A 19284-nucleotide genomic window follows, 5' to 3' on the forward strand; every position below is an offset into this window, starting at 1 on the left:
CGAGACCATCGCAGACGAAAGGCTGCCGACCATTCCGATATCCAGATTGGAATGACCATATCAAACGGTTGGTCGTATCGATCTAAGTACGCGATATATGCTGCATGACTTTGGAGCAGCTCAGAATATTCGTCGGTGTCGCGGAGCGCGAACACGTCACCAAGGCAGCGGAGGCGCTGAACGTCACGCAGTCTGCTGCCTCCGGGGCGGTTGCGGCCCTCGAAGCGCGCTACGGCGTTCCGCTGTTCCACCGCGTCGGGCGTGGCATCCAGCTTACCGAGGCAGGCCGCGGCTTTCTGGAGGAAGCGCGCGCGGTGCTGGGGCGGGCAGCGCATGCCGAGACGATGCTCGCGGACTATGCCGGGCTCGCGCGTGGTTCGTTGCGGATCGTCGCCAGCCAGACGATCGCGAGCTATTGGTTGCCGGCAAAGCTCGCCGCCTTCCACGAACGCCACCCACAGATCGCGGTCGAGCTGGCGATCGACAACACCGAAGGCGCGGCAGCGCAGGTGTTGAGCGGCGCGGCGGAACTCGGCTTTGTCGAGGGCGAGGTGGACGAACCGGCGCTTGCCCACTGGAATGTCGGGCATGACCCAATGGTGCTGGTCGGCCGCGAGGAAGCCGAACGCATCGACGAGGCCTGGCTGCGCACTACACGCTGGATCGTCCGTGAGCAGGGATCGGGTACGCGCTCGACTTTCGAGGACGTGCTGCGAACGCGCGGGTTTGATCCGGCCCAGCTGACGATAGCGATGACGCTGCCGTCCAACGAGGCGGTGCGCACCGCCGTTGAGGCCGGTGCCGGCGTTGCCGTCTTGTCGCGATTGGTCGTCGCGCGCGCGCTCAAGGCTGGCGATCTCGTCGAGCTGCCGCTCGGGCTGCCCGACCGCGCCTTTCACGCGCTGCGCCACAAGGAACGCTATCGCACCCGCGCGGCCGACGCGCTGACGGATCTCATCAAGGAGCAGGTCGCATGACTGCCGACACGCACTCCGTTCTCAGCGGCCTCAAGCCGCTCAGCCGGCTCGATCACCCCCGCGAGATGATCCGCCAGTTCACGCCCAACTGGTTCGCCGCGACGATGGGCACGGGCATCCTTGCCCTCGCGCTGCCGCAGGTGCCCGGCATCGGGCCTTCGCTTAAACCTGTCGGCGAGGTGTTGTGGTTCTTCAATATCGCGCTCTTCGCGCTGTTCGCCGGCCTCTATGGCGCGCGCTGGGTGATGTTCGGGCACGAGGCGCGGCGCATCTTCGGGCACAACACCGTGTCGATGTTCATCGGGACCATTCCGATGGGGCTGGCGACGATCATCAACGGCTGTCTCGCCTTCGGCATCGCGCGGTTCGGAAATGGCATCGTGCCGGTCGCGCATATCCTGTGGTGGATCGACGTCGCCATGTCGCTCGCCTGCGGCGTGCTGATCCCCTACCTGATGTTTACCCGCCACGAGCACAGCCTGGACGGCATGACCGCCGTATGGCTGCTGCCGGTCGTCGCTGCCGAAGTGGCGGGCGCCAGCGGCGGGCTGCTCGCGCCGCATCTAACCGATCCCCACGCGCAGATAGTGACGCTCGCGACCTCCTATGTGCTGTGGGCCTATTCGGTGCCGGTCGCGTTTGGCATCCTCGCCATCCTCATCCTGCGCATGGCACTCCACAAGTTGCCGCATGAAAGCATGGCGGCATCTTCCTGGCTGGCGCTGGGGCCGATCGGCACGGGTGCTCTGGGCATGCTGGTGCTCGGCGCGGATGCGCCGGCGATCCTCACCGCGCACGGGCTAGCCGGCGTCGGCACCGTCGCGCAGGGGATCGGCGTTGTCGCCGGGCTCTGCCTTTGGGGTTTCGGCCTGTGGTGGCTGGCGCTCGCGACGCTTATCACCATCCGCTACTGGCGCGCGGGCGTGCCGTTCAACCTCGGCTGGTGGGGCTACACCTTCCCGCTCGGCGTCTACACCGTCGCCACCTTCCGCCTCGGCACGACGCTGAACCTTATGTTTTTCGGTATCGTCGGCACGGTGCTGACGGTTGCGCTCGCGGCGATGTGGCTGCTGGTCGGTGCCAAGACGCTAGCCGGTGCATGGCGGGGCAACCTGTTCGTCTCGCCCTGCATCGCCACCCCGAACTGATCCGCCATGATGATCGGATCAGTCGGTCCGATCACTTGCAGAATGCCCCTTCGATCCGCCAGCGTGACTGGCCACAGGAGAGCCTTGTCATGGACAATTTCGACGCCGGGCTGGCGAGTGAGACCAGCCGTCGCCGCTTCCTCAGCCATGCCGCGCTCGGCACCGCCGGCCTTGCCGCCGCGCCGGCACTGGCGCAGCAGCTCGTCGACCTGAAGCTGCCCGGCGGCAATGCCGAGCGGCCGATGACCAGCGCCTTTCCCGGCAAGGGCAGCATGATCCTCCAGCGCGTCCATCCACCCTTGCTGGAGACGCCGATGGAGGTCTTCGACAAGTCGGTGTTCACGCCCAACGACCAGTTCTTCGTCCGCTGGCACTGGGCCGACATACCGACCTCGATCGACGTCGAAAGTTTCCGCCTCAACGTCTTCGGCCACGTCAATCGGCCGCTGTCGATCAGCCTCGCTCAGCTGCTGCGCCTTCCACGGGTCGAGATGGCGGCGGTGAACCAGTGCTCGGGCAACAGCCGCGGGCTGTTCCAGCCGCGCGTCGCCGGCGCGCAATGGGGCAATGGCGCGATGGGCAACGCCAAGTGGCTCGGCGTTCGCCTGCGCGACGTGCTCGACCTCGCCGGGGTCAAGGCAGGCGCGGTGCAGGTGCGCTTCGGCGCTCTCGATCAGCCGGTCGTGGCGGGCGCTCCTGACTTCGAGAAGGCACTCGACATCGACCATGCCCGCGACGGCGAGGTCATGATCGCCTTCGGCATGAACGGCGAGCAACTGCCGCTCCTCAACGGCTTTCCCTGCCGGCTGATCGTGCCGGGCTGGTACTCGACCTATTGGGTCAAGATGCTGAACGCGATCGAGGTACTGCCCGGCCCTGACGACCAGTATTGGATGGCCAAGGCCTACAAGATCCCCGCGACACCCGGCGCGAATGTCGCGCCCGGTGCCAAGGACTTCCCGACCGTACCGATCAATCGCATGATCCCGCGTAGCTGGATGACCAGCCTGCCCGATGGTCAGGCGATCGCCTATGAAGCGTCGATCCCGGTCGGCGGCATCGCAATGGGCGGCGATTGCGGCGTCGCCAAGGTCGATGTGTCGTCGGACGGTGGCCGCACCTGGTACAGGACGACGCTCGGAGCGGACGAGGGCAGGTACAGCTTCCGGCGCTGGGACGGGCGGGTGCCGCTGAGACGCGGGCCTAACCCCATCATGGTGCGCTGCTGGAACACCAACGGTGTCGCTCAGCCGATGAAGCCGATCTGGAATCCCGGCGGGTTCATGCGCGGCAACATTGAAACCACCACCATCATCGCGGCCTGAGGAGCGAGCAAATCATGAAGACTCCGTCTCCCGGCATGATGGCTGCTGGCCTGATCGGCCTGACCGGCATCATCCTCGTCTTGATCGGCGCGCCGAGCAGCCGCAAGGCGCCCGTTCCGATCTCCGAGATGTCTGAGCCGGCACCGGCCGCCAGCGTGTCAGCGCGCGGCTTCTCGCTTGCCTCGACCAGCGTCGACCTGCCGGCCGACGACGCGACCTACCCCGACGGTCCGCACGCCGACGTCATCAATGCCAATTGCACCTCGTGCCACTCAGCCAGCATGGCGCTGACCCAGCCTGCGCTATCGGCGGATCAGTGGAAGGCGACCGTCACCAAGATGCGTGAGGTGTATAAGGCGCCAGTGGCCGAGAAGGACGTCGATGCGATCGTTGCTTATCTCACCGCTATGCCGAGCCAGAAGGTGGCACCCGCGATCGGCAAGGCGCAGGACCCGGACCCCAAAGTGGCTCCTGATGTCTCAGGTGGAACCGGCTAACCGATCTACTTCCATAATCCCGAAATACCATCCCAAACGAGACTGTGCCGGCCGTCTCGTTGGCCGTTCCCAATCGGGAACGGCTAGCCTGAGCTTTCCGTACCCCTGCATCATCGATGCAGGGGTGATCGATCCTCGCAGTCACGCGCCATGAAGCGTCTCCTGTTTGTCGTGTGTCTCGGTGTGTTGCGACGCCGTGACCATCGAACCGAACCGCGCGTATAGCGTCGGCAGAACGAACAAGGTGAGCAGGGTCGCTGAGATAAGTCCCCCGATCACCACGGTCGCGAGCGGCTTTTGAACCTCGGCCCCTGCGCCGTGCCCCAGCGCCATCGGCACGAAGCCAAGACTGGCGACGAGCGCAGTCATCGCAACGGGGCGAAGCCGGAGCAGAGCCCCCTCGCGGGCGGCACGCGCCCGGTCCATTCCCTCCCGCATAAGGTCGTGGATGGAGGACACCATCACCAGTCCGTTGAGCACCGCTACGCCGGACAGTGCGATGAACCCGACCGCGGCCGAGATGGAGAAAGGCAAATCGCGGAGCAGGAGCGCGAGGATACCGCCGACCAACGCCAGCGGCACGCCGGTGAAGACCAGAGCCGCGTCGCGCACCGATCCGAGCGCACCGTAAAGCAGCAGCATGATGACGGCGAAGCATATCGGCACCACGATCGTCAGGCGTGCCCGGGCGCTTGCGAGGTTCTCGAACTGGCCGCCCCAGGTCAGATAGGTGCCGGCCGGTAAGGCAACCTGCTGCGCTATCCTGGCCTGCGCCTCCTCGACGACCCCTGCAACGTCTCGCCCACGCACATTGGCCTGGACGACGACACGCCGCTTGCCGTTCTCCCGGCTGATCTGGTTCGGCCCATCGCCGAGCCCGATGTCCGCAACGCTGGCGAGCGGCACGAACGATCCGCTCGCCGTTGGCACCGGAATCTGCCCAAGGGTCTGCAAATCGGCGCGTGCCGTCTCGCTGAGACGGATCACGACCGGGAAGCGGGCGTCGCCTTCGAAGATCACGCCGGCCTGCTTGCCACCTACGGTTGCCGCAACGACGTCCTGGACATCGCCGGCAGAAACACCGACCCGCGCCATCGCGTCCCGGTTGGGACGAATGTCGAGAAGCGGCAGTCCTTCGGTCTGCTCCACCCGGACATCCGCTGCACCAGGCACCTTGCGTATCACGTCCGCTATCTGGACCGCGGTCGCATTCATGCTGGCAAAGTCGTCGCCGAACACCTTGACCGCGATATCCCCGCGCACGCCGGCCACAAGTTCATTGAAGCGCATCTGGATCGGCTGCGTAATCTCGTAGCCGTTCCCCGGGATGGTCGAGACCTTCTTCTCGATACGCTCGACCAGCTCCTCCTTGGGGAGGCTGGGGTCCGGCCATTCCTTGCGAGGTTTCAGCATCACAAACGTGTCGGTCGCGTTGGGCGGCATCGGATCGCTGGCGATCTCAGACGTGCCCGTCCGCGAGAAGGCATATTGCACTTCGGGCTCACGACTGATCGTCTTCTCGACCGCGAACTGCATACGCTGGCTCTGCTCGACCGACGTGCCGGGCGGTCGCCAGGCTTGGACGAGGATGTCGCCCTCATCGAGCTGCGGCAGGAACTCCTGACCCAGCGTCGTGAAAGCGAGTGCCGCCACCAAGACGCCGGCAAGCGCCCCGCCGATGGTGACGCTCGGACGCCGCATCGCGGCATCGAGGCCGGGTTCGTAGCGGCGCTTGAGCCAAACCACGATCCGGCTTTCCTTCTCCTCGACCTTGCCGGCGAGGAAGGCGGCGATGGCCGCCGGAACGAAGGTCAGGGACAGCACGAAGGCAAGGACGAGCGCGATGATGACGGTGAGCGCCATCGGCTCGAACATCTTGCCCTCCACGCCGCTAAAGGTGAGCAACGGTGCGTAGACGAGGATGATGATCGCCTGCCCATAGACCGATGGCCGGATCATCTCGCGGGCGGACGCCGCCACGATGGCGAGGCGTTCCTTCAGAGGGAGGACACCCCCGGTTTCGTGCTGGCGCGTGCCGAGGTGGCGCAGCGCGTTCTCGACGATGATGACCGCACCATCGACGATGAGACCGAAGTCCAATGCGCCGAGGCTCATCAGATTGGCCGAAACGCCGGCACGTAGCATCCCCGTAGCGGTGAGCAGCATGGTGATCGGAATTACCATCGCGGCGATCAGCGCCGCGCGGAAGTTGCCGAGCAGCACGAACAGCACCACGATGACCAGCACCGCGCCTTCAGCGAGGTTGCGGGCAACCGTCGCGATCGTGGAATTCACGAGCTTGGTACGATCCAGGACCGGCTTGACCACGACATCGGTAGGTAGCGATCGGCCGATGGCCTGAAGCCGTTCACCGACGTCGGTCGCGACGGTGCGGCTGTTCTCGCCGATGCGCATCACGGCTGTGCCGACGACGACTTCGTGACCGTTCTCGGATGCCGAGCCGGTGCGGATGCCTTGCCCAGCTTTCACGGTCGCCACCTGATTGAGCACGATCGGTACGCCCTCGCGGCTCGCGACGACGGTGCGTGACAGCTCATCAGCGGTGCGAACGCGCGCGTCCGAGCGGACGAACAGCCCTTCGCCGTTCCGATCGACCGTGCCTGCGCCAATGCTGGTGTTGCTGCGCTCGAGCGCGGTAGCGAGGTCCTGGACCGTCAGCCGCATCGATGCCAGGCGTTGGAGGTCGGGAATGACCAGATATTCGCGGTCGAACCCACCCAGCGAGTCTACGCCGGCGACACCTTCGGTCCCGCGGAGCTGCGGCGACACGATCCACTCCTGAACGGTGTGGAGATAGGTCGCCTTGTCGCGTTCGCTGACGAGGTGTTCGCCTTCGGGGGTGATGTAGCTGCCGTCGCGCTGGAGCCCGGGTTCGCCATCCCGATGCTTCACGCGGTTCAGTTCCTGAAACTCGACGGTCCACATGAAGATGTCGCCGAGACCTGTCGCGATCGGCCCCATCTCGGGCATGACGCCCTGCGGCAGCCGTTCCTCGGCCATCCGCATCCGCTCGGCGACCTGTTGGCGGGCAAAGTAGATGTCGGTCGCGTCGGTGAAGACGGCCGTGATCTGGGCAAAGCCGTTGCGGTTGAGCGACCGGGTATAGGCAAGACCCGGAATACCCTTGAGTGACGTTTCGATCGTGAACGAGACCTGCCGCTCGATCTGGTCGGGCGACAGCGAGGGTGCGAGGACGTTCACCTGCACCTGATTGTTGGTGATGTCCGGGACGGCATCGATGGGGAGACGCTGGAGGGCGAAGACGCCCGCGAGCGCGGCGACAAGGGTCAGCAGCAGGACCAGCCAGCGCCGCTCGACCGAGAAGGTGACAAGGCGGGAGATCATGGGCTCAGTCCATGTCCATCCCGCCACCCTTGCCGAGTTCGGCTTTCAGGGTGAACGAGTTCGTGGTGGCGATCCGCTCCTGGCCATTGAGGCCGGAGCTGATGATGACCTGATCACCGTTGCGGCGACCGGCCGTGACCGGGGTCGCGTGGAAGCCGGTCGGGGTGCGGACGAAAACGACGGTACGGTTCTCGATGCTTTGCACCGCGGTGGATGGGACCGAGACGCTACGATCGCCGCTCCCGGGCAGCATGAAGCTCGCCGTCACCGGCTCGCCCACCCGCCAGGTATTCCCCGCATTGTCGAGCGTGGCGATGACAGGCACGAGGCGCGTGCTGTCATCGAGCGCCGGGGACACGAACGACACCCGTCCTTCCTGTCTACGACCAGCTGCGGTTACCTCAACCCGCGTACCCGGCCGGATACGGCCTGCATCCGCGGGCGAGACCGAGGCGGTGACCGTCACCCGCGAGAGGTTTGCGACCCGGTAGAGTTCGGCGTTCGCATCGACGGTCTGGCCAAGGACGGCCGGACGGGCGATGATCTGACCTGAGATCGGCGAGCGCATGGCGATGCGGTTGAGGGCACCACCACCGCCCCCCGTGGCACCGAGCTGTTGCTGCGCGAGACGCAGCGCGATCCCCGCCTCCGTCGCCGCGGTCCGCGCCGCCACCAGGTCCTGTTCGGGCGAGACACGCTCGGCAAACAGACGCTGTTCGCGCCGAAGGTTCGACTGCGCCAATGCGGCGCGGGCGCGAGCCGCCTCGACTTCGGCCTTCAGCGAAGCGGCCTCGCGGCTCTCGATCACCGCCAGCGGGTCACCCTGCCGGACAGGCTGGCCGAGGTTGCGCGTGAGCGCGACCAAGCGACCGCCGATGGTCGCGGAGACGACCTGAACGCCTTGCGGATCGCCCTGGACGAGCGCGGGCAACTCGATCGCGCCGGCGACCCCGCCCACCGTCGGGCGGGCGACCTCAATGCCGGCATCGGCGATCTGCCGCGCCGTGAGCGTCACCGCATCCTTGTCGGCCTTCTTCTCGGCCCCCTCGCCCTTCTCCATGCCCTCCATACCGGCCATGTCGTCGGTCTTCTTCTCGGCCCCGCCGCACGCAACGAGCGCGAGCGGAAGCAAGGCGGACAGCAGGGTCCGCGCATGATTGGTTTTCATCGTGCATCCTTCGCATCGGTAGGCGCCGGGGCGGCGAGCCGTTCCAGCCGGGCCTGTGCGTCATGATAAGCGGCCAGCGCGTCGATCGCGGCCGTTCGGGTGTCGGCAAGCGTGCGCTCAGCCTCCAGGAGATCCAACTGTCCGAACTTGCCCTCACGGTAGCCGATACGCGCGATTCGGGCGGCTTCCTGCGCCGCGGCAAGCGTCGGTCCGGTCGCATTGCGGGCTGTCGTCGCCGCATTCGCTACGTCCCCCTGCGCCGAGGCGATGGCCTGTTCCGCATCGAGCAGCGCGAGGCGGCGCTGGGCGTCCGCCTGGGTGCGTTGGGCAGAAGCCAGATCAACGGCCGCGCGGCCATTGTTGAACAGCGGCAACGGCACCGATACGCCGAACACCGCAGCCGTATCGTTGGTCATCGCAAGCCTGCGTGCGGACGCGCTGATCGTCACGTCCGGAATCCGCTGGCTTCGGGCAAGGCGGACCTGCGCCGTCGCCGTGGTGAGATCGGCCTGAACCGCCGCGGCCGTCAGCGTGCCTTCACTGCGCACCGGCAACCGTGGCCCTGCGCCTTCGATCCGGGCGAACCAGGCTGTATCCAGCGAGCCGGCGCCGCGCCCGATCAGCCGGGCAAGATTGCCGAGCGCCACTTGTGCGGATCGCTCCGCGCGCTCGGCCGCGCCTTCCGCATTCAGCCGGGCGACGTCGGCGCGTTGCTCTTCGAGCGGTGAGGCGCGACCGGCTGCCACGCGGACCCGCGCTGCACGCAGTACCTCATTCGCGATCCCGACCTGTTCGCGGGCGGTGACTACCCGGCGTTGCGACGCCGCGGCATCGTTATAGGCCTGCGTGACCCGTAACCGGAGATCGGCCTGTATGATCGCCGCTTCGAGCGACGCGCGGTCGAGTTGCGCATTGGCGACCGCGACGCGCGCCGACCGCTTGCCGCCGAGTTCGAGCGGCAAGGATACGCCGACCGTCGTTTCGGCCGAGCGCAGCCCCTTGTAGATACCGGTGCCGGCGACGTTCTCGCTCATCGCGTCGAGCGACGGATTAGGCCGCAATCCGGCGATCGAGCGTTGCGCTTGCGCCGCCTGAATGCCCGATCGGGAGACCTCGACCGCCGGCGACACCGCGCCGGCCGCGGTAAGTGCTTCATCAAGGGTCAGCGGCGGTGCCGACGCCTCCGTGTCCTGTGCCTGTGCCGAGTTGCTCGACGCACAGGCTGTCGCGACCAGCACGGCCGCTATCATGCGCTTCATTTTAGATGCTCCTGACGAACCAGTCTCAGGCGCCGGAAGGCGCCCGATGCGTCGTCAGGCCTGTGGCGGTCGAAGCGCCGGGTCGCTCTGATGCGCAAGCCAGAGCGGAGCCTTGTGGCTCGCGAATTCGGCCCAATTGTCGATCAGGGCGACGTCGACACTATGCTCAGCCGGTGCGGCGACATGGTGGCCGTGACAGACGGTGTGATGATGAGGATAGCCCTTGTCCGCATCGGCGGGCACCTCGTCGCAGTCGCCGGCCATGTGCATGATCGTGTTGACCTGAGAGGTCTCGATGCACCCGGCGCTTTCCGTAGCCTGCGCCATGCCCGCCCAGCCGGTCAGGACCAGCATCAGACAGGCGAGAAAGGGCAGCAGCTTGCGCATGAGCTTGCTCCTTATCATTCCATGAGCACTGCGTAACCCGCGATCATCGGACGCTACCGGGCTAGCGTTGCTTTCGACCTTCATGAGCGGCCACTCAATTCTGCCAACGCACCGCGGGTGATCTCCCAAGCGGAGTGCAGGAACAGGATCGCGATGACGCCGGCGACCGCGAGGTCGGGCCATGCCTTTTCGGTCCACGCCACCAGGCCGGCGGCAATGATGACGGCGATGTTGGCGAGCGCATCGTTCCGGCTGAACAGCCAGATAGCCCGTACATTGGCGTCGCCTTCACGAAACCGCGACAGGACGAGCGCCGCACTGACGTTGACGATAAGGGCGACGATCCCGATGCCGCCCATCAGATCGGCGTCGGGTGCCACGGCGTTCATCGCGCGCCAGATCGCAAAGCCGATGACACCCAGCCCCAATGTTCCGAGGAACAAGCCTTGGGCGAGAGCGACCCTTGAGCGGGCTGCCGCAGTCCAGCGCAGCGCGATGAGGCCGAACAACGAGATGGTGCCGTCGCCGATGAAGTCGAGGGCATCGGCCTTGAGCGCCTGGCTGTCGGCGATGTACCCACCGACGATTTCGATCAGCCCGAAGCCGAGGTTCAGGAGGACCACGATCCATAGGGCACGCCGATAAGCAGGGTCGCGCTCCGCACGTTTCGTATCGCCCGTGCAGCCGCACGTGGAGGATTCGCTTGCGCTCATCCCGCTCCGTTACGATCTACAGTCACTGTAGGAGCAAGCGCAAAAATGCGAGGGTCGCAGGGTGCTGATGATTGGCGACATAGCGAAACGGACCGGGACAAAGGTCAACACGATCCGTTTCTACGAAGATATTGGCTTGATGCCGGAGGCTGCGCGAACGGCAGGCGGGCGCCGCACCTATGGTGATGCGGAGGTTCGCCAGCTCGCCTTTATCCGGCATGCCCGTGATCTGGGGTTCTCGACTGACGAAATTCGATCTTTGATCGCTTTGTCGGCCAACCCCGATCAGGATTGTAAGGAAGCAGGCTCGCTCGCTCGCCGGCACCTTGCGAGCGTGGAAGACCGCATTGCCCGCCTAATGGCGCTTAGGGACGCGTTGGCGGATGCGACACGGGATTGTGAAGGCGGCAGGATCGCCGATTGCCGGGTTATGGAAGCGATCACGTCGCCGCCCGATTTGGACCGCGGAAGGCGGGTCTAGGCTACATGTACGCAACTCCTGGCGAAGCCCGTCAGGACTGCGGCACTGTCGCGATGCTGGAGAGGTCCTTAGCGGTGTCGATCGGCACCCCGGCTTCCTTGCGCTCCGAATAGCGATTTACGAGTTGAGCAGTGTGCGGGCGCAGTAGCACCGTGAAGCGCACGAGTTCCTCCATCACGTCCACAATCCGGTCGTAATAGCTCGACGCCTTCATGCGCCCGGCGTCATCGAACTCGCTGAACGCCTTGGCGACGCTCGACTGGTTCGGGATCGACACCATTCGCATCCAGCGACCCAGAACGCGCAGCGTGTTGACGCTGTTGAACGACTGCGATCCGGCCGACACCTGCATGACCGCCAGCGTGCGTCCCTGCGTCGGACGCATCCCGCCCATCGACAGTGGCAGATGGTCGATCTGCAGCTTCATGATGCCGGTGATCTGGCCGTGACGTTCCGGGCTGCACCACACCTGACCCTCCGACCATAAAGACAGCTCACGCAGCTCGTGGACGGCGGGATGATCGTCGCCGGCATGTTGGTCGGGCAGCGGCAGGGTCGATGGATCGAAGATGCGCGTCTCGCACCCGAAGAAGCGGAGCAGGCGCGCCGCTTCCTCGACACACAGCCGGGAGAAGGATCGTTCGCGCAGCGAACCATAGAGCAGAAGGATACGCGGCGCGGGATCGAGCGGGCCAAGCCCCAGTGCCGGCCGCTGGATGGCATAGGCGGGATCGAGTGCCGGCAGGGCATCGGGATCGGCGAGCGTGCGGAGCGGCATCAGAGGGCTTTCACGAGATAGGCGGCCGACGCGGGGCACAGCGCGATGAACTCGCGCGATGCGGCGATGGCCGGGGGAGCCGTGCCGCGATCGGCGTCGGCATAGTCGAGCGTCCGGAAGAATGGTGCGGCCGTGGTCGTCAGTAGATGGAGGTGCCGCACCCCGAGGTCGCGCGCCTGTCGTTCGAGGGTGGCGACCAATGCCCGCCCTAGGCCATGCCCCCGACGATTGGCGAGGACGACGATCGAGCGGAGCAGGCGGTCGGCCCCTTCCCCCTCCAAGCCGCCATAACCGACTAGGCTATCGGCCTCGAACCGGAAGAACAGGCGGCCGGGATCGGCGAGATCGGCGCTCGGAAGGCTGGCGGCATCGAGGAACCATGCCAGCCCGACCAGCTCGGCGGGTTCAAGCGCCGTGATGGTCAGTCCCGTCACCCGAGGCTGATCCGGATCGCGAGCGCCGCGAGCGTGACGAGCAGCACCGGCACGGTAAGCGTGACGCCCACCCGGAAGTAATAGCCCCATCCGATCCGAACGCCCTTCTGCCCGAGGACGTGGAGCCAGAGCAGCGTCGCGAGCGACCCGATCGGCGTCAGCTTGGGGCCGAGATCGCAGCCGATCACGTTGGCGTAGATCATCGCTTCCTTGATCGCGCCCGTGGCGTGGGTGGCGTCGATCGAGAGCGCGCCCACCAGCACGGTCGGCATGTTGTTCATCACCGACGACAGGACCGCCGCGATGACGCCCGTACCCAGCGCCGCACCCCATACGCCGCCTTGCGCGGTACGATCGAGCAGCGCCGCCAGATGGTCGGTCAGGCCGGCGTTCCGCAGGCCATAGACGACGAGATACATGCCGAGGGAGAATATCACGACCTGCCAGGGCGCGCCGCGCAGCACCTTGCCGGTCTGAATCACATGGCCCCGCCCCGCGATCACCAGCAGCAGGATCGCGCCGGCTGCGGCCACGGCGCTGACCGGCACGCCGAGCGGTTCGAGCAGGAAGAAGCCGGCGAGCAATAGCGCGAGAACGATCCATCCGGCGCGGAACGTCGCGGCATCGCGGATCGCCTCGCGCGGCGCGCGCAGAGCGCTCACGTCATAGTCTGCCGGTATGTCGCGCCGGAAGAACAGCAGCAGCGCACCCAGCGTCGCGGCGATCGACACGAGATCGACCAGCACCATGACGGCCGCGTATTCGCCAAACCCGATCCTGAAGAAATCGGCCGACACGATGTTAACGAGGTTCGACACGACCAGCGGCAGGCTGGCGGTGTCGGCGATGAACCCCGCCGCCATGACGAACGCCAGCGTCGCCTTGTCCTTGAACCCCAGCGCCCGCAGCATGGCGATGACGATCGGCGTCAGGATCAGCGCCGCGCCGTCATTGGCGAACAGCGCGGACACCGCCGCGCCGAGCAGCACGATAAGGACGAACAGCCGGCGACCATGTCCCCCGCCCCAGCGCGCGACGTGCAGCGCCGCCCATTCGAAGAACCCGGCTTCATCCAGCAGCAGGCTAATGACGATGATCGCAACGAACGCGGCAGTCGCGTTCCAGACGATGCCCCACACCACCGGCACGTCGGACAGCGTGACGACGCCCGCGAGCAGCGCCACGACGGCCCCGCCCATCGCGCTCCACCCGATGCCGAGGCCTTTGGGTTGCCAGATGACGAGCGTGATCGTCGCGACGAAGATCAGGACGGCAAGAAGCATCAGGCGACGCGCTGGCCCGAAGCATCAACCACCTGTTCGCCGTCTTCCTTCGCGAACGCGCCGAGCTGGCCGCTCGGCAGCAGATCGAGGACGGCTTCGGACGGGCGGCACAGCTTCACGCCGAGCGGCGAGACGACCAGCGGTCGGTTGATGAGGATGGGATGCGCCATCATCGCGTCCACCAACACGTCATCGGACAGCGACGTGTCGCCCAGGCCCAACTCCGCATAGGGCGTCCCCTTCTCGCGCAGCAGCTCGCGGGGCGTCATGCCGGCGCGATCGATCAACTCGACCAGCAGCCCGCGCGAGGGCGAAGTTTTCAGGTACTCGACCACATGCGGCTCAATGCCGGCATTACGGATCATGGCGAGGGTGTTGCGCGACGTGCCGCACTCAGGGTTGTGATAGATGACGATATCAACGGCCACGGGGCGTCCTTTCAGCAGCAGGGGGCGAGTTCGGCTATGAGCGGCGCGCACAGCTCCGCGTTGCCCGCGCAGCAATCCTTGACGAGGAACAGCGTCAGCGCGCGCAGGCCGTCTAGATCGGCGCGATAGATGATCGATCGGCTATGGCGTTCGGAGCGGACCAAGCCCGCGCGGGCGAGAATGCTGAGATGCGAGGACATGGTGTTCTGCGGCACGTCGAGCTGACGGGCAATATCACCCGCAGCCATGCCGTCCGGCTCGTGCCGCACCAACAGGCGAAACACATCAAGGCGCGTTCCCTGCGCCAGCGCACCAAGCGCAGCTATAGCCAAATCCTTTTCCATATATCCAGCATAGCAGATATATGGTTCCGCGCTACCTGTTCGGTTGGATTGAGCCAGTTTCAGATTTCTCAAAATCGGCTTCGAGATGGGATTTGGGAACGCCTGCGCGTTTCCATCTAACGATCCTCGTGGGAAAGCGCGCGCGGTGTGACCGAGCCCGCCGCTGTCGCAGCGGGTCCAAGGGCGCAAGAGCCGAGAAGTGATCGCCTCAGCGGGGGCAGCGCTGCGCTGCTTGGGAGGCTCCACGCTGCCCCCGCTGCCACAAAGTGTGTCGCACTTCGGCTTGAAACCGCAGCGCTAAGTACAAATGACACCAGCCCGCTAGATAGAAATGGCACTCTGCGGTGCTCTCAGCGGGTCGCCGGTGTCATAGCCGTTCTCGGCAACGAGGACGCGCATTGTATGACGGTGCTGGCGATGAGTGCTGCTGAGATCACCCGCTTCGACACGCTGATGCGGCTCGACCGCGGCGAGATCCGGGTCACGGACGCGATGGAGCTGCTCGGCCTTGCGAGGCGGCAGGTGTACCGGCTGCTGGGCCGCCTGCGAGAGGACGGCGCCAGCGGCCTGATGTCGCGCAAGCGAGGACGCCCGAGCAACCGGCGCTACAGCGACGCCTTCCGCGCCCAAGTGGTCGCGCTGGTACGCGAGCACTACGCCGACTTCGGACCGACGCTCGCGCGCGAGTACCTCGCCGAGCGCCATGGCATCGGCCTGTCGTGCGAGACCCTGCGCCGCATCATGCTGGAGGCGGGACTGTGGCAGGACCGTGCGGCCAAGCGCCCTCGCCCGTACCAGCCGCGCTACCGGCGCGACTGCCGCGGCGAGCTCGTCCAGGTCGACGGCTCCAAGCACTGGTGGTTCGAGGGCCGCGGTCCGCAATGCACGCTCCTGGTCTTCATCGACGATGCCACCAGCGAGCTTATGCACGTCGAGATGGTCGAGAGCGAGAGCACCTTCTCCTACATGCGCGCCACCCGGACCTACCTCGAGCGGCATGGCAAGCCGGTGGCCTTCTACACCGACAAGCACAGCGCCTTTCGCAACAACACGGCCTCGGCAAAGGGCGACGGCATGACCCACCTCGGGCGTGCGCTGGACCGCCTCAACATCGAGCTCATCTGCGCGAACTCGCCGCAGGCGAAGGGACGCGTCGAGCGGGTCAATGCGACGCTGCAGGACCGCCTGGTCAAGGCGATGCGGCTACATCGCATCTCCACCATCGACCAAGCCAACGCCTTCCTCCCCTCCTATATGGCGCAGCACAATCAACGGTTCGCCAAGACGCCGTTCGATCCGCGCGATCTGCATCGCGCGCTGGCCATTCACGAGAACCTTGAGGCGGAGCTGGTGTGGCGCGAGCAGCGCACCGTCACCGGCGCCCTTACCTTGCACTACAACAAGGCCATGTTCATCCTCGAGCTCTCCCCTGCCTCGCAGGCGCTCGCGCGCAAGAAGGTGGACGTGTGCGAATACCCGGATGGCCGGCTCGAGATCCAGCACGAGGGCACGGTCCTGCCCTATCGCATGTTCGACAAGATGCGCCGGGTGAACCAAGCCGCGGTGGTCGACAACAAGCACCTCGATGCCGCGCTGGCGCTTGCCCGCGCGATACAGCAGGCTCAGCCACACCATGCAAAGCGCAACAACAACGAGCCGGCGCGCACCGCGCAGCCCGTCGGGCCGTTCAAGGCGCCCTCGCCGGCTTCTTCCGGTCAGAAGCTGGACCGCCGAACGCTGGGCAACAGAAGGCTCAAGCGAGGTCCACGCCTCTCCAACGAGGAGTTGGTTGCGCGCGGCCTTGGTGAGTACGCCCTCTAGCGTCCGAAAGCGCCCATTAGCGGACATGGGCACCCAGCCACGTCCAAAGCTACCAGCGCTTGAGGTCGTCCTCTAAATACTTTGCCCTTGCTCGGTTCGCCTCAGCCACGCACGCCATTACCGAGGCGTCGAAAGCGGTGTTGTGGGGAGAGCCATCTGCTTCATACGCGCATTGAGCATCGCGATTTTTCACCCGAGCCTGCTCTGCTTTCAACAAAAGGCCACGTGACTCACCGTGGACCTGAGACCAAAGCTTTGAAAACGCAGCCTTTAAGGCGTTGTCGGCTTGCGCACTGTCGTACATGCAGCTTGCATATTCGACTGGCGATGTGATCTCTGGATGCAAGCGGGCACACTCTTCTTCAGTTCTAAGTTGCGCTCCTGCGCTCCCGCAAAAGAGGGCCGCTCCTAGAGCGATCACGGGTACGGTAGCTTTCATACTCCTTTGTAGCAGCAGTGCCGATCTAAACAATGTCCGCTTTCCTGCCATTAGCGGAAGGGCCGCTTTGGTAGGCAGCCCCCACCAGGACTGCAGGGCCGACCGGCGTCGATCGGCTAGCGAGCTTCTGCAAATCGGCTGAACCTGCTTCGTCTTAGAAGCCATCGGCCAACCAGCGAAACTGCCGCGATGCCACTGGCCACGAGCAGCGCCCAATCAACGGTGTCGACGAAGCTTGGTGTAATGGGAGCGATTATCTTTACGCCAGCCACCTTGGCCAGAGCCAACGGCAGCCATGCGAACCGCACGCGGCGCCACGCCTCAGCCTGCCCAAACAGCTCGAGCAGCAGAGCTGCCAGGATCAACGAGGACATCACCGCAGAGGTTATGTCGGCGGTCATACGGGAGTGGGGCCGGGTTGCATTAGAGACAACTTAACGAGCGACCGAAAGCGGTAAAGAGCCATTGGCTCCGATGTGACTGACTGTGGGCGCTCGCGGCCCCCTGCCCCCTTGTGCCGAGGACCCAGAGTCGGTCAATAAGGAACCCCTACCCTCTTCCCAACTCCGGCCGCTCATTCATCTCGGCATTTGAGGCCTTTGAGCGTTTCGGAGAGCGGCTGGGCTCGCCGGCTGAGAGTGGATCACACGTGCAGCTACGGGACCACGTTATCGAAGCGACCTGCCGCGGATGGACGATCAGGGATTGATGGTCTTCTGCAGCCAGGCTCCCAGAAGAGCGAAATAGGCCGGCGCGTCAGGCGCCGCTAAAGTGGCGAACTGCGCATCGACTTGGCGGGCGGGCGGCACGCCCAGCATCATCGCATGGTCCGCGCCGTCGATCACACGCACCGTGACCTGTGGCAGCTCGGCCGAGTGGGCTCGCAGAGCTGCGAGTGACGCTGCCACTGGCACCCATGGATCGGCTTGGCCGAACATCACCAGTGTCGGGACACGAGAGCCGACCAAGGCTCGCATGGGGTCGTTGCCAATCTGCTGCCGCCACTCAGGGTCGTCGATGTTTCCCTTGATCCAAGTGTCAGCGTACCAAGGCTCGCTCCGAATGCCTGCCTCAGCGCGCTCGGCGGAAGCGCGTGCCCCCTTGCCGCGCACATAGTCATCGACGGCCGTGCGCGCCGCGATCGCACGGTCGACGACCGCCTGAGGTTTGCCTTGTATGCGGAGGATATTGGACACCGCATAATTCATCTGAACGTCAGCGGCCGCTATCGGACCGGACACAGCGACGGCGAAAGCCGCGCGTTGCTCCTTGCGCGCTGCGAGGATGGTCAGCCAGCCGCCCTGTGACAGGCCCCAGAAGCCGATGCGCCGCGGATCGATGTCGCGTTCCCCGCTTAATCGGGCAAAAGCGGCGACTGCATCGTCGGCCAGCAAGTCGAAGTTGCCCGGCGCTGCGCCACCGCTGGTCGATGCGCCTGATCCACGTCGATCGTAGAGCAGAACCGCAATGCCGAGACGTGGCAACGCCTCCGTCAGGTGGCGGTACAAGGGATCGCTTCGGAGCGGTACCTGTGCACCATGCAGGGCGATCACGGCGGCGCGCGGCTTGGTGCCCGTGGGGATAAAGAGGGTTCCAGCCAGGCGGGCACCACGGTTTTCAAAGACAATCGCGCGCTGTTCAACTGGGTAATCGGTCGGCACCGCCCATTCCGGCAGAGCCGTGGTCTGAGCTGTGACCACGGGCGCCTCCCACGTCATGCACACGGCGAGTGCGACGGCTAACAATCTCATGGTCGACCTTTCATGGTAGAACGGATCGATCGAAGCCGCACTAATCGGTCCGGAGCGACAGTAAGGGCGGCTTCACGTGCCCACAGTTCCACGCCCGGGCGCTATTCGCAATTAGGCGCTTGCGGCTCCCTCTCCTTGCGAGCCGAGACCCAGAAGCAGTCATTCAGCGACCCCTACCCGCTTCCCAACTCCGGCCGTCCGTTCATCACGCCGCTCGAGCCTTCCGGGAGCTCCGCGCAGCGGTCCCGCTGGCCCGATTGGCAGGTTAGCGGACGTACGTGTGGCGGCGATGGCGGCGTCTATCGCGTTTCGCTATCAGCCGCGTCGGCCCAACTTGCGACCTCAGATCCGACAAGACAGCGCCCAGCCCGGCCGCCAAAAATGGATTGTCGATAGCTGCGCTTTCAATCACGTTGGCGAACGTCCGCCTATGGCTTCCAACGATGGCAAGCCTCGAAAGGCGCATAACGATCCCGGATGTTGGGTTGCAGGCATGTATAGCATCGACCAAACTGGCGAGGCTGCGTCGGTTAGGTGCTCTTATATACTTAATGACGCGAACCCATGATTCCACGAGCTCAACTGGGCAAGTCTCTGAAACTGCCTTCCGGACGTCGGCTACCGACGAACGTCCCGAAACCTCCTTGAAAAGAAGGACGTAGAGCGCGTCAGCGTGGTCGCCGTT

General features: G+C 65.3%; 19 protein-coding genes. 6 read left to right on the forward strand and 13 right to left on the reverse strand.

All coding sequences use genetic code 11. From position 1 onward, the window contains the following. Positions 1–104: 104 nt before the first annotated feature. The 4 genes from K7957_RS02925 (at position 105) to K7957_RS02940 (ending at position 3947) form a co-directional block, all read left to right on the forward strand. Positions 105–977, forward strand: a complete 873-nt coding sequence (locus K7957_RS02925; RefSeq protein WP_007406272.1) for a LysR family transcriptional regulator — start codon at positions 105–107, stop codon at positions 975–977. Continuing rightward, a complete protein-coding gene (locus K7957_RS02930; protein WP_007406242.1) occupies positions 974–2125 on the forward strand; it encodes a TDT family transporter in 1152 nt (383 codons plus the stop codon). Before K7957_RS02925 ends, K7957_RS02930 begins: the two co-directional genes overlap by 4 nt. Positions 2126–2214: 89 nt before the next feature. Further along, on the forward strand, positions 2215–3450 hold the full coding sequence (locus tag K7957_RS02935) for a molybdopterin-dependent oxidoreductase (RefSeq protein ID WP_007406293.1): 1236 nt from the start codon (positions 2215–2217) through the stop codon (positions 3448–3450). Between the two features lie 35 nt (positions 3451–3485). After that, a complete protein-coding gene (locus K7957_RS02940; RefSeq protein ID WP_246616623.1) occupies positions 3486–3947 on the forward strand; it encodes a c-type cytochrome in 462 nt (153 codons plus the stop codon). Positions 3948–4088: 141 nt separating this feature from the next. On the opposite strand, the gene K7957_RS02945 is transcribed toward K7957_RS02940, so the two are convergent. From K7957_RS02945 to K7957_RS02965, 5 genes are all read right to left on the reverse strand, one after another. Next, the gene (locus K7957_RS02945) at positions 4089–7313 is read right to left on the reverse strand and encodes an efflux RND transporter permease subunit (RefSeq protein ID WP_223010465.1); all 3225 of its coding nucleotides are present in this window, start codon (positions 7311–7313) and stop codon (positions 4089–4091) included. 4 nt (positions 7314–7317) lie between these two features. Next, positions 7318–8481, reverse strand: a complete 1164-nt coding sequence (locus K7957_RS02950) for an efflux RND transporter periplasmic adaptor subunit (protein WP_223010466.1) — start codon at positions 8479–8481, stop codon at positions 7318–7320. Continuing rightward, positions 8478–9740 carry a TolC family protein gene (locus K7957_RS02955; protein WP_223010467.1) on the reverse strand — a complete coding sequence of 421 codons (1263 nt, stop codon included), beginning with the start codon at positions 9738–9740 and terminating at the stop codon, positions 8478–8480. The genes K7957_RS02950 and K7957_RS02955 overlap by 4 nt, the downstream gene beginning before the upstream one ends. Before the next feature lie 54 nt (positions 9741–9794). Further along, on the reverse strand, positions 9795–10127 hold the full coding sequence (locus tag K7957_RS02960) for a hypothetical protein (RefSeq protein WP_223010468.1): 333 nt from the start codon (positions 10125–10127) through the stop codon (positions 9795–9797). Positions 10128–10207: 80 nt separating this feature from the next. Continuing rightward, positions 10208–10840 (reverse strand): cation diffusion facilitator family transporter, encoded by a 633-nt coding sequence (locus K7957_RS02965; RefSeq protein ID WP_223010469.1) that lies wholly within the window; start codon positions 10838–10840, stop codon positions 10208–10210. A gap of 67 nt (positions 10841–10907) precedes the next feature. On the opposite strand from K7957_RS02965, the gene K7957_RS02970 reads away from it, so the two are divergent. Beyond that, entirely contained in the window at positions 10908–11321 is a 414-nt protein-coding gene (locus K7957_RS02970; protein WP_223011093.1) for a MerR family transcriptional regulator, read from the forward strand. Positions 11322–11352: 31 nt separating this feature from the next. Here the strand turns inward: K7957_RS02970 and arsH are convergent, their stop codons facing one another. Genes arsH through K7957_RS02995 form a run of 5 tightly spaced genes read right to left on the reverse strand, consistent with a single transcriptional unit; the run spans position 11353 to position 14588 of the window. Further along, a complete protein-coding gene (gene arsH, locus K7957_RS02975) occupies positions 11353–12099 on the reverse strand; it encodes an arsenical resistance protein ArsH (protein WP_223010470.1) in 747 nt (248 codons plus the stop codon). After that, on the reverse strand, positions 12099–12533 hold the full coding sequence (arsN2, locus tag K7957_RS02980) for an arsenic resistance N-acetyltransferase ArsN2 (protein ID WP_223010471.1): 435 nt from the start codon (positions 12531–12533) through the stop codon (positions 12099–12101). The genes arsH and arsN2 overlap by 1 nt, the downstream gene beginning before the upstream one ends. Next, positions 12530–13816, reverse strand: a complete 1287-nt coding sequence (locus K7957_RS02985) for an arsenic transporter (protein ID WP_223010472.1) — start codon at positions 13814–13816, stop codon at positions 12530–12532. Before K7957_RS02985 ends, arsN2 begins: the two co-directional genes overlap by 4 nt. Beyond that, complete coding sequence (gene arsC, locus K7957_RS02990) at positions 13816–14244, reverse strand: arsenate reductase (glutaredoxin) (RefSeq protein ID WP_223010473.1); 429 nt, start codon at positions 14242–14244, stop codon at positions 13816–13818. Before arsC ends, K7957_RS02985 begins: the two co-directional genes overlap by 1 nt. Before the next feature lie 11 nt (positions 14245–14255). Next, on the reverse strand, positions 14256–14588 hold the full coding sequence (locus tag K7957_RS02995; RefSeq protein WP_223010474.1) for an ArsR/SmtB family transcription factor: 333 nt from the start codon (positions 14586–14588) through the stop codon (positions 14256–14258). Between the two features lie 402 nt (positions 14589–14990). On the opposite strand from K7957_RS02995, the gene K7957_RS03000 reads away from it, so the two are divergent. Further along, positions 14991–16409, forward strand: coding sequence for an ISNCY family transposase (locus tag K7957_RS03000; protein ID WP_223010475.1), 1419 nt, complete (start codon positions 14991–14993; stop codon positions 16407–16409). Between the two features lie 49 nt (positions 16410–16458). Here the strand turns inward: K7957_RS03000 and K7957_RS20635 are convergent, their stop codons facing one another. The 3 genes from K7957_RS20635 to K7957_RS03015 form a co-directional block, all read right to left on the reverse strand. Then, positions 16459–17013 carry a lysozyme inhibitor LprI family protein gene (locus K7957_RS20635; protein WP_343228281.1) on the reverse strand — a complete coding sequence of 185 codons (555 nt, stop codon included), beginning with the start codon at positions 17011–17013 and terminating at the stop codon, positions 16459–16461. Beyond that, entirely contained in the window at positions 16965–17249 is a 285-nt protein-coding gene (locus K7957_RS03010; protein WP_223010477.1) for a hypothetical protein, read from the reverse strand. The genes K7957_RS20635 and K7957_RS03010 overlap by 49 nt, the downstream gene beginning before the upstream one ends. Positions 17250–17546: 297 nt before the next feature. Beyond that, entirely contained in the window at positions 17547–18599 is a 1053-nt protein-coding gene (locus tag K7957_RS03015; RefSeq protein ID WP_223010478.1) for an alpha/beta hydrolase family protein, read from the reverse strand. Positions 18600–19284: the final 685 nt, after the last annotated feature.

Source organism: Sphingomonas yunnanensis, from assembly GCF_019898765.1.
Lineage (GTDB): Bacteria > Pseudomonadota > Alphaproteobacteria > Sphingomonadales > Sphingomonadaceae > Sphingomonas > Sphingomonas yunnanensis.

Coding starts and splice junctions, on each gene's coding strand:
- K7957_RS02925 (WP_007406272.1), top strand. CDS start 105: ATGACTTTGGAGCAGCTCAGAATATTCGTCGGTGTCGCGGAGCGCGAA.
- K7957_RS02930 (WP_007406242.1), top strand. CDS start 974: ATGACTGCCGACACGCACTCCGTTCTCAGCGGCCTCAAGCCGCTCAGC.
- K7957_RS02935 (WP_007406293.1), top strand. CDS start 2,215: ATGGACAATTTCGACGCCGGGCTGGCGAGTGAGACCAGCCGTCGCCGC.
- K7957_RS02940 (WP_246616623.1), top strand. CDS start 3,486: ATGATGGCTGCTGGCCTGATCGGCCTGACCGGCATCATCCTCGTCTTG.
- K7957_RS02945 (WP_223010465.1), bottom strand. CDS start 7,313: ATGATCTCCCGCCTTGTCACCTTCTCGGTCGAGCGGCGCTGGCTGGTC.
- K7957_RS02950 (WP_223010466.1), bottom strand. CDS start 8,481: ATGAAAACCAATCATGCGCGGACCCTGCTGTCCGCCTTGCTTCCGCTC.
- K7957_RS02955 (WP_223010467.1), bottom strand. CDS start 9,740: ATGAAGCGCATGATAGCGGCCGTGCTGGTCGCGACAGCCTGTGCGTCG.
- K7957_RS02960 (WP_223010468.1), bottom strand. CDS start 10,127: ATGCGCAAGCTGCTGCCCTTTCTCGCCTGTCTGATGCTGGTCCTGACC.
- K7957_RS02965 (WP_223010469.1), bottom strand. CDS start 10,840: ATGAGCGCAAGCGAATCCTCCACGTGCGGCTGCACGGGCGATACGAAA.
- K7957_RS02970 (WP_223011093.1), top strand. CDS start 10,908: ATGATTGGCGACATAGCGAAACGGACCGGGACAAAGGTCAACACGATC.
- arsH (WP_223010470.1), bottom strand. CDS start 12,099: ATGCCGCTCCGCACGCTCGCCGATCCCGATGCCCTGCCGGCACTCGAT.
- K7957_RS02985 (WP_223010472.1), bottom strand. CDS start 13,816: ATGCTTCTTGCCGTCCTGATCTTCGTCGCGACGATCACGCTCGTCATC.
- K7957_RS02995 (WP_223010474.1), bottom strand. CDS start 14,588: ATGGAAAAGGATTTGGCTATAGCTGCGCTTGGTGCGCTGGCGCAGGGA.
- K7957_RS03000 (WP_223010475.1), top strand. CDS start 14,991: ATGACGGTGCTGGCGATGAGTGCTGCTGAGATCACCCGCTTCGACACG.
- K7957_RS20635 (WP_343228281.1), bottom strand. CDS start 17,013: ATGGCTTCTAAGACGAAGCAGGTTCAGCCGATTTGCAGAAGCTCGCTA.
- K7957_RS03010 (WP_223010477.1), bottom strand. CDS start 17,249: ATGACCGCCGACATAACCTCTGCGGTGATGTCCTCGTTGATCCTGGCA.
- K7957_RS03015 (WP_223010478.1), bottom strand. CDS start 18,599: ATGAGATTGTTAGCCGTCGCACTCGCCGTGTGCATGACGTGGGAGGCG.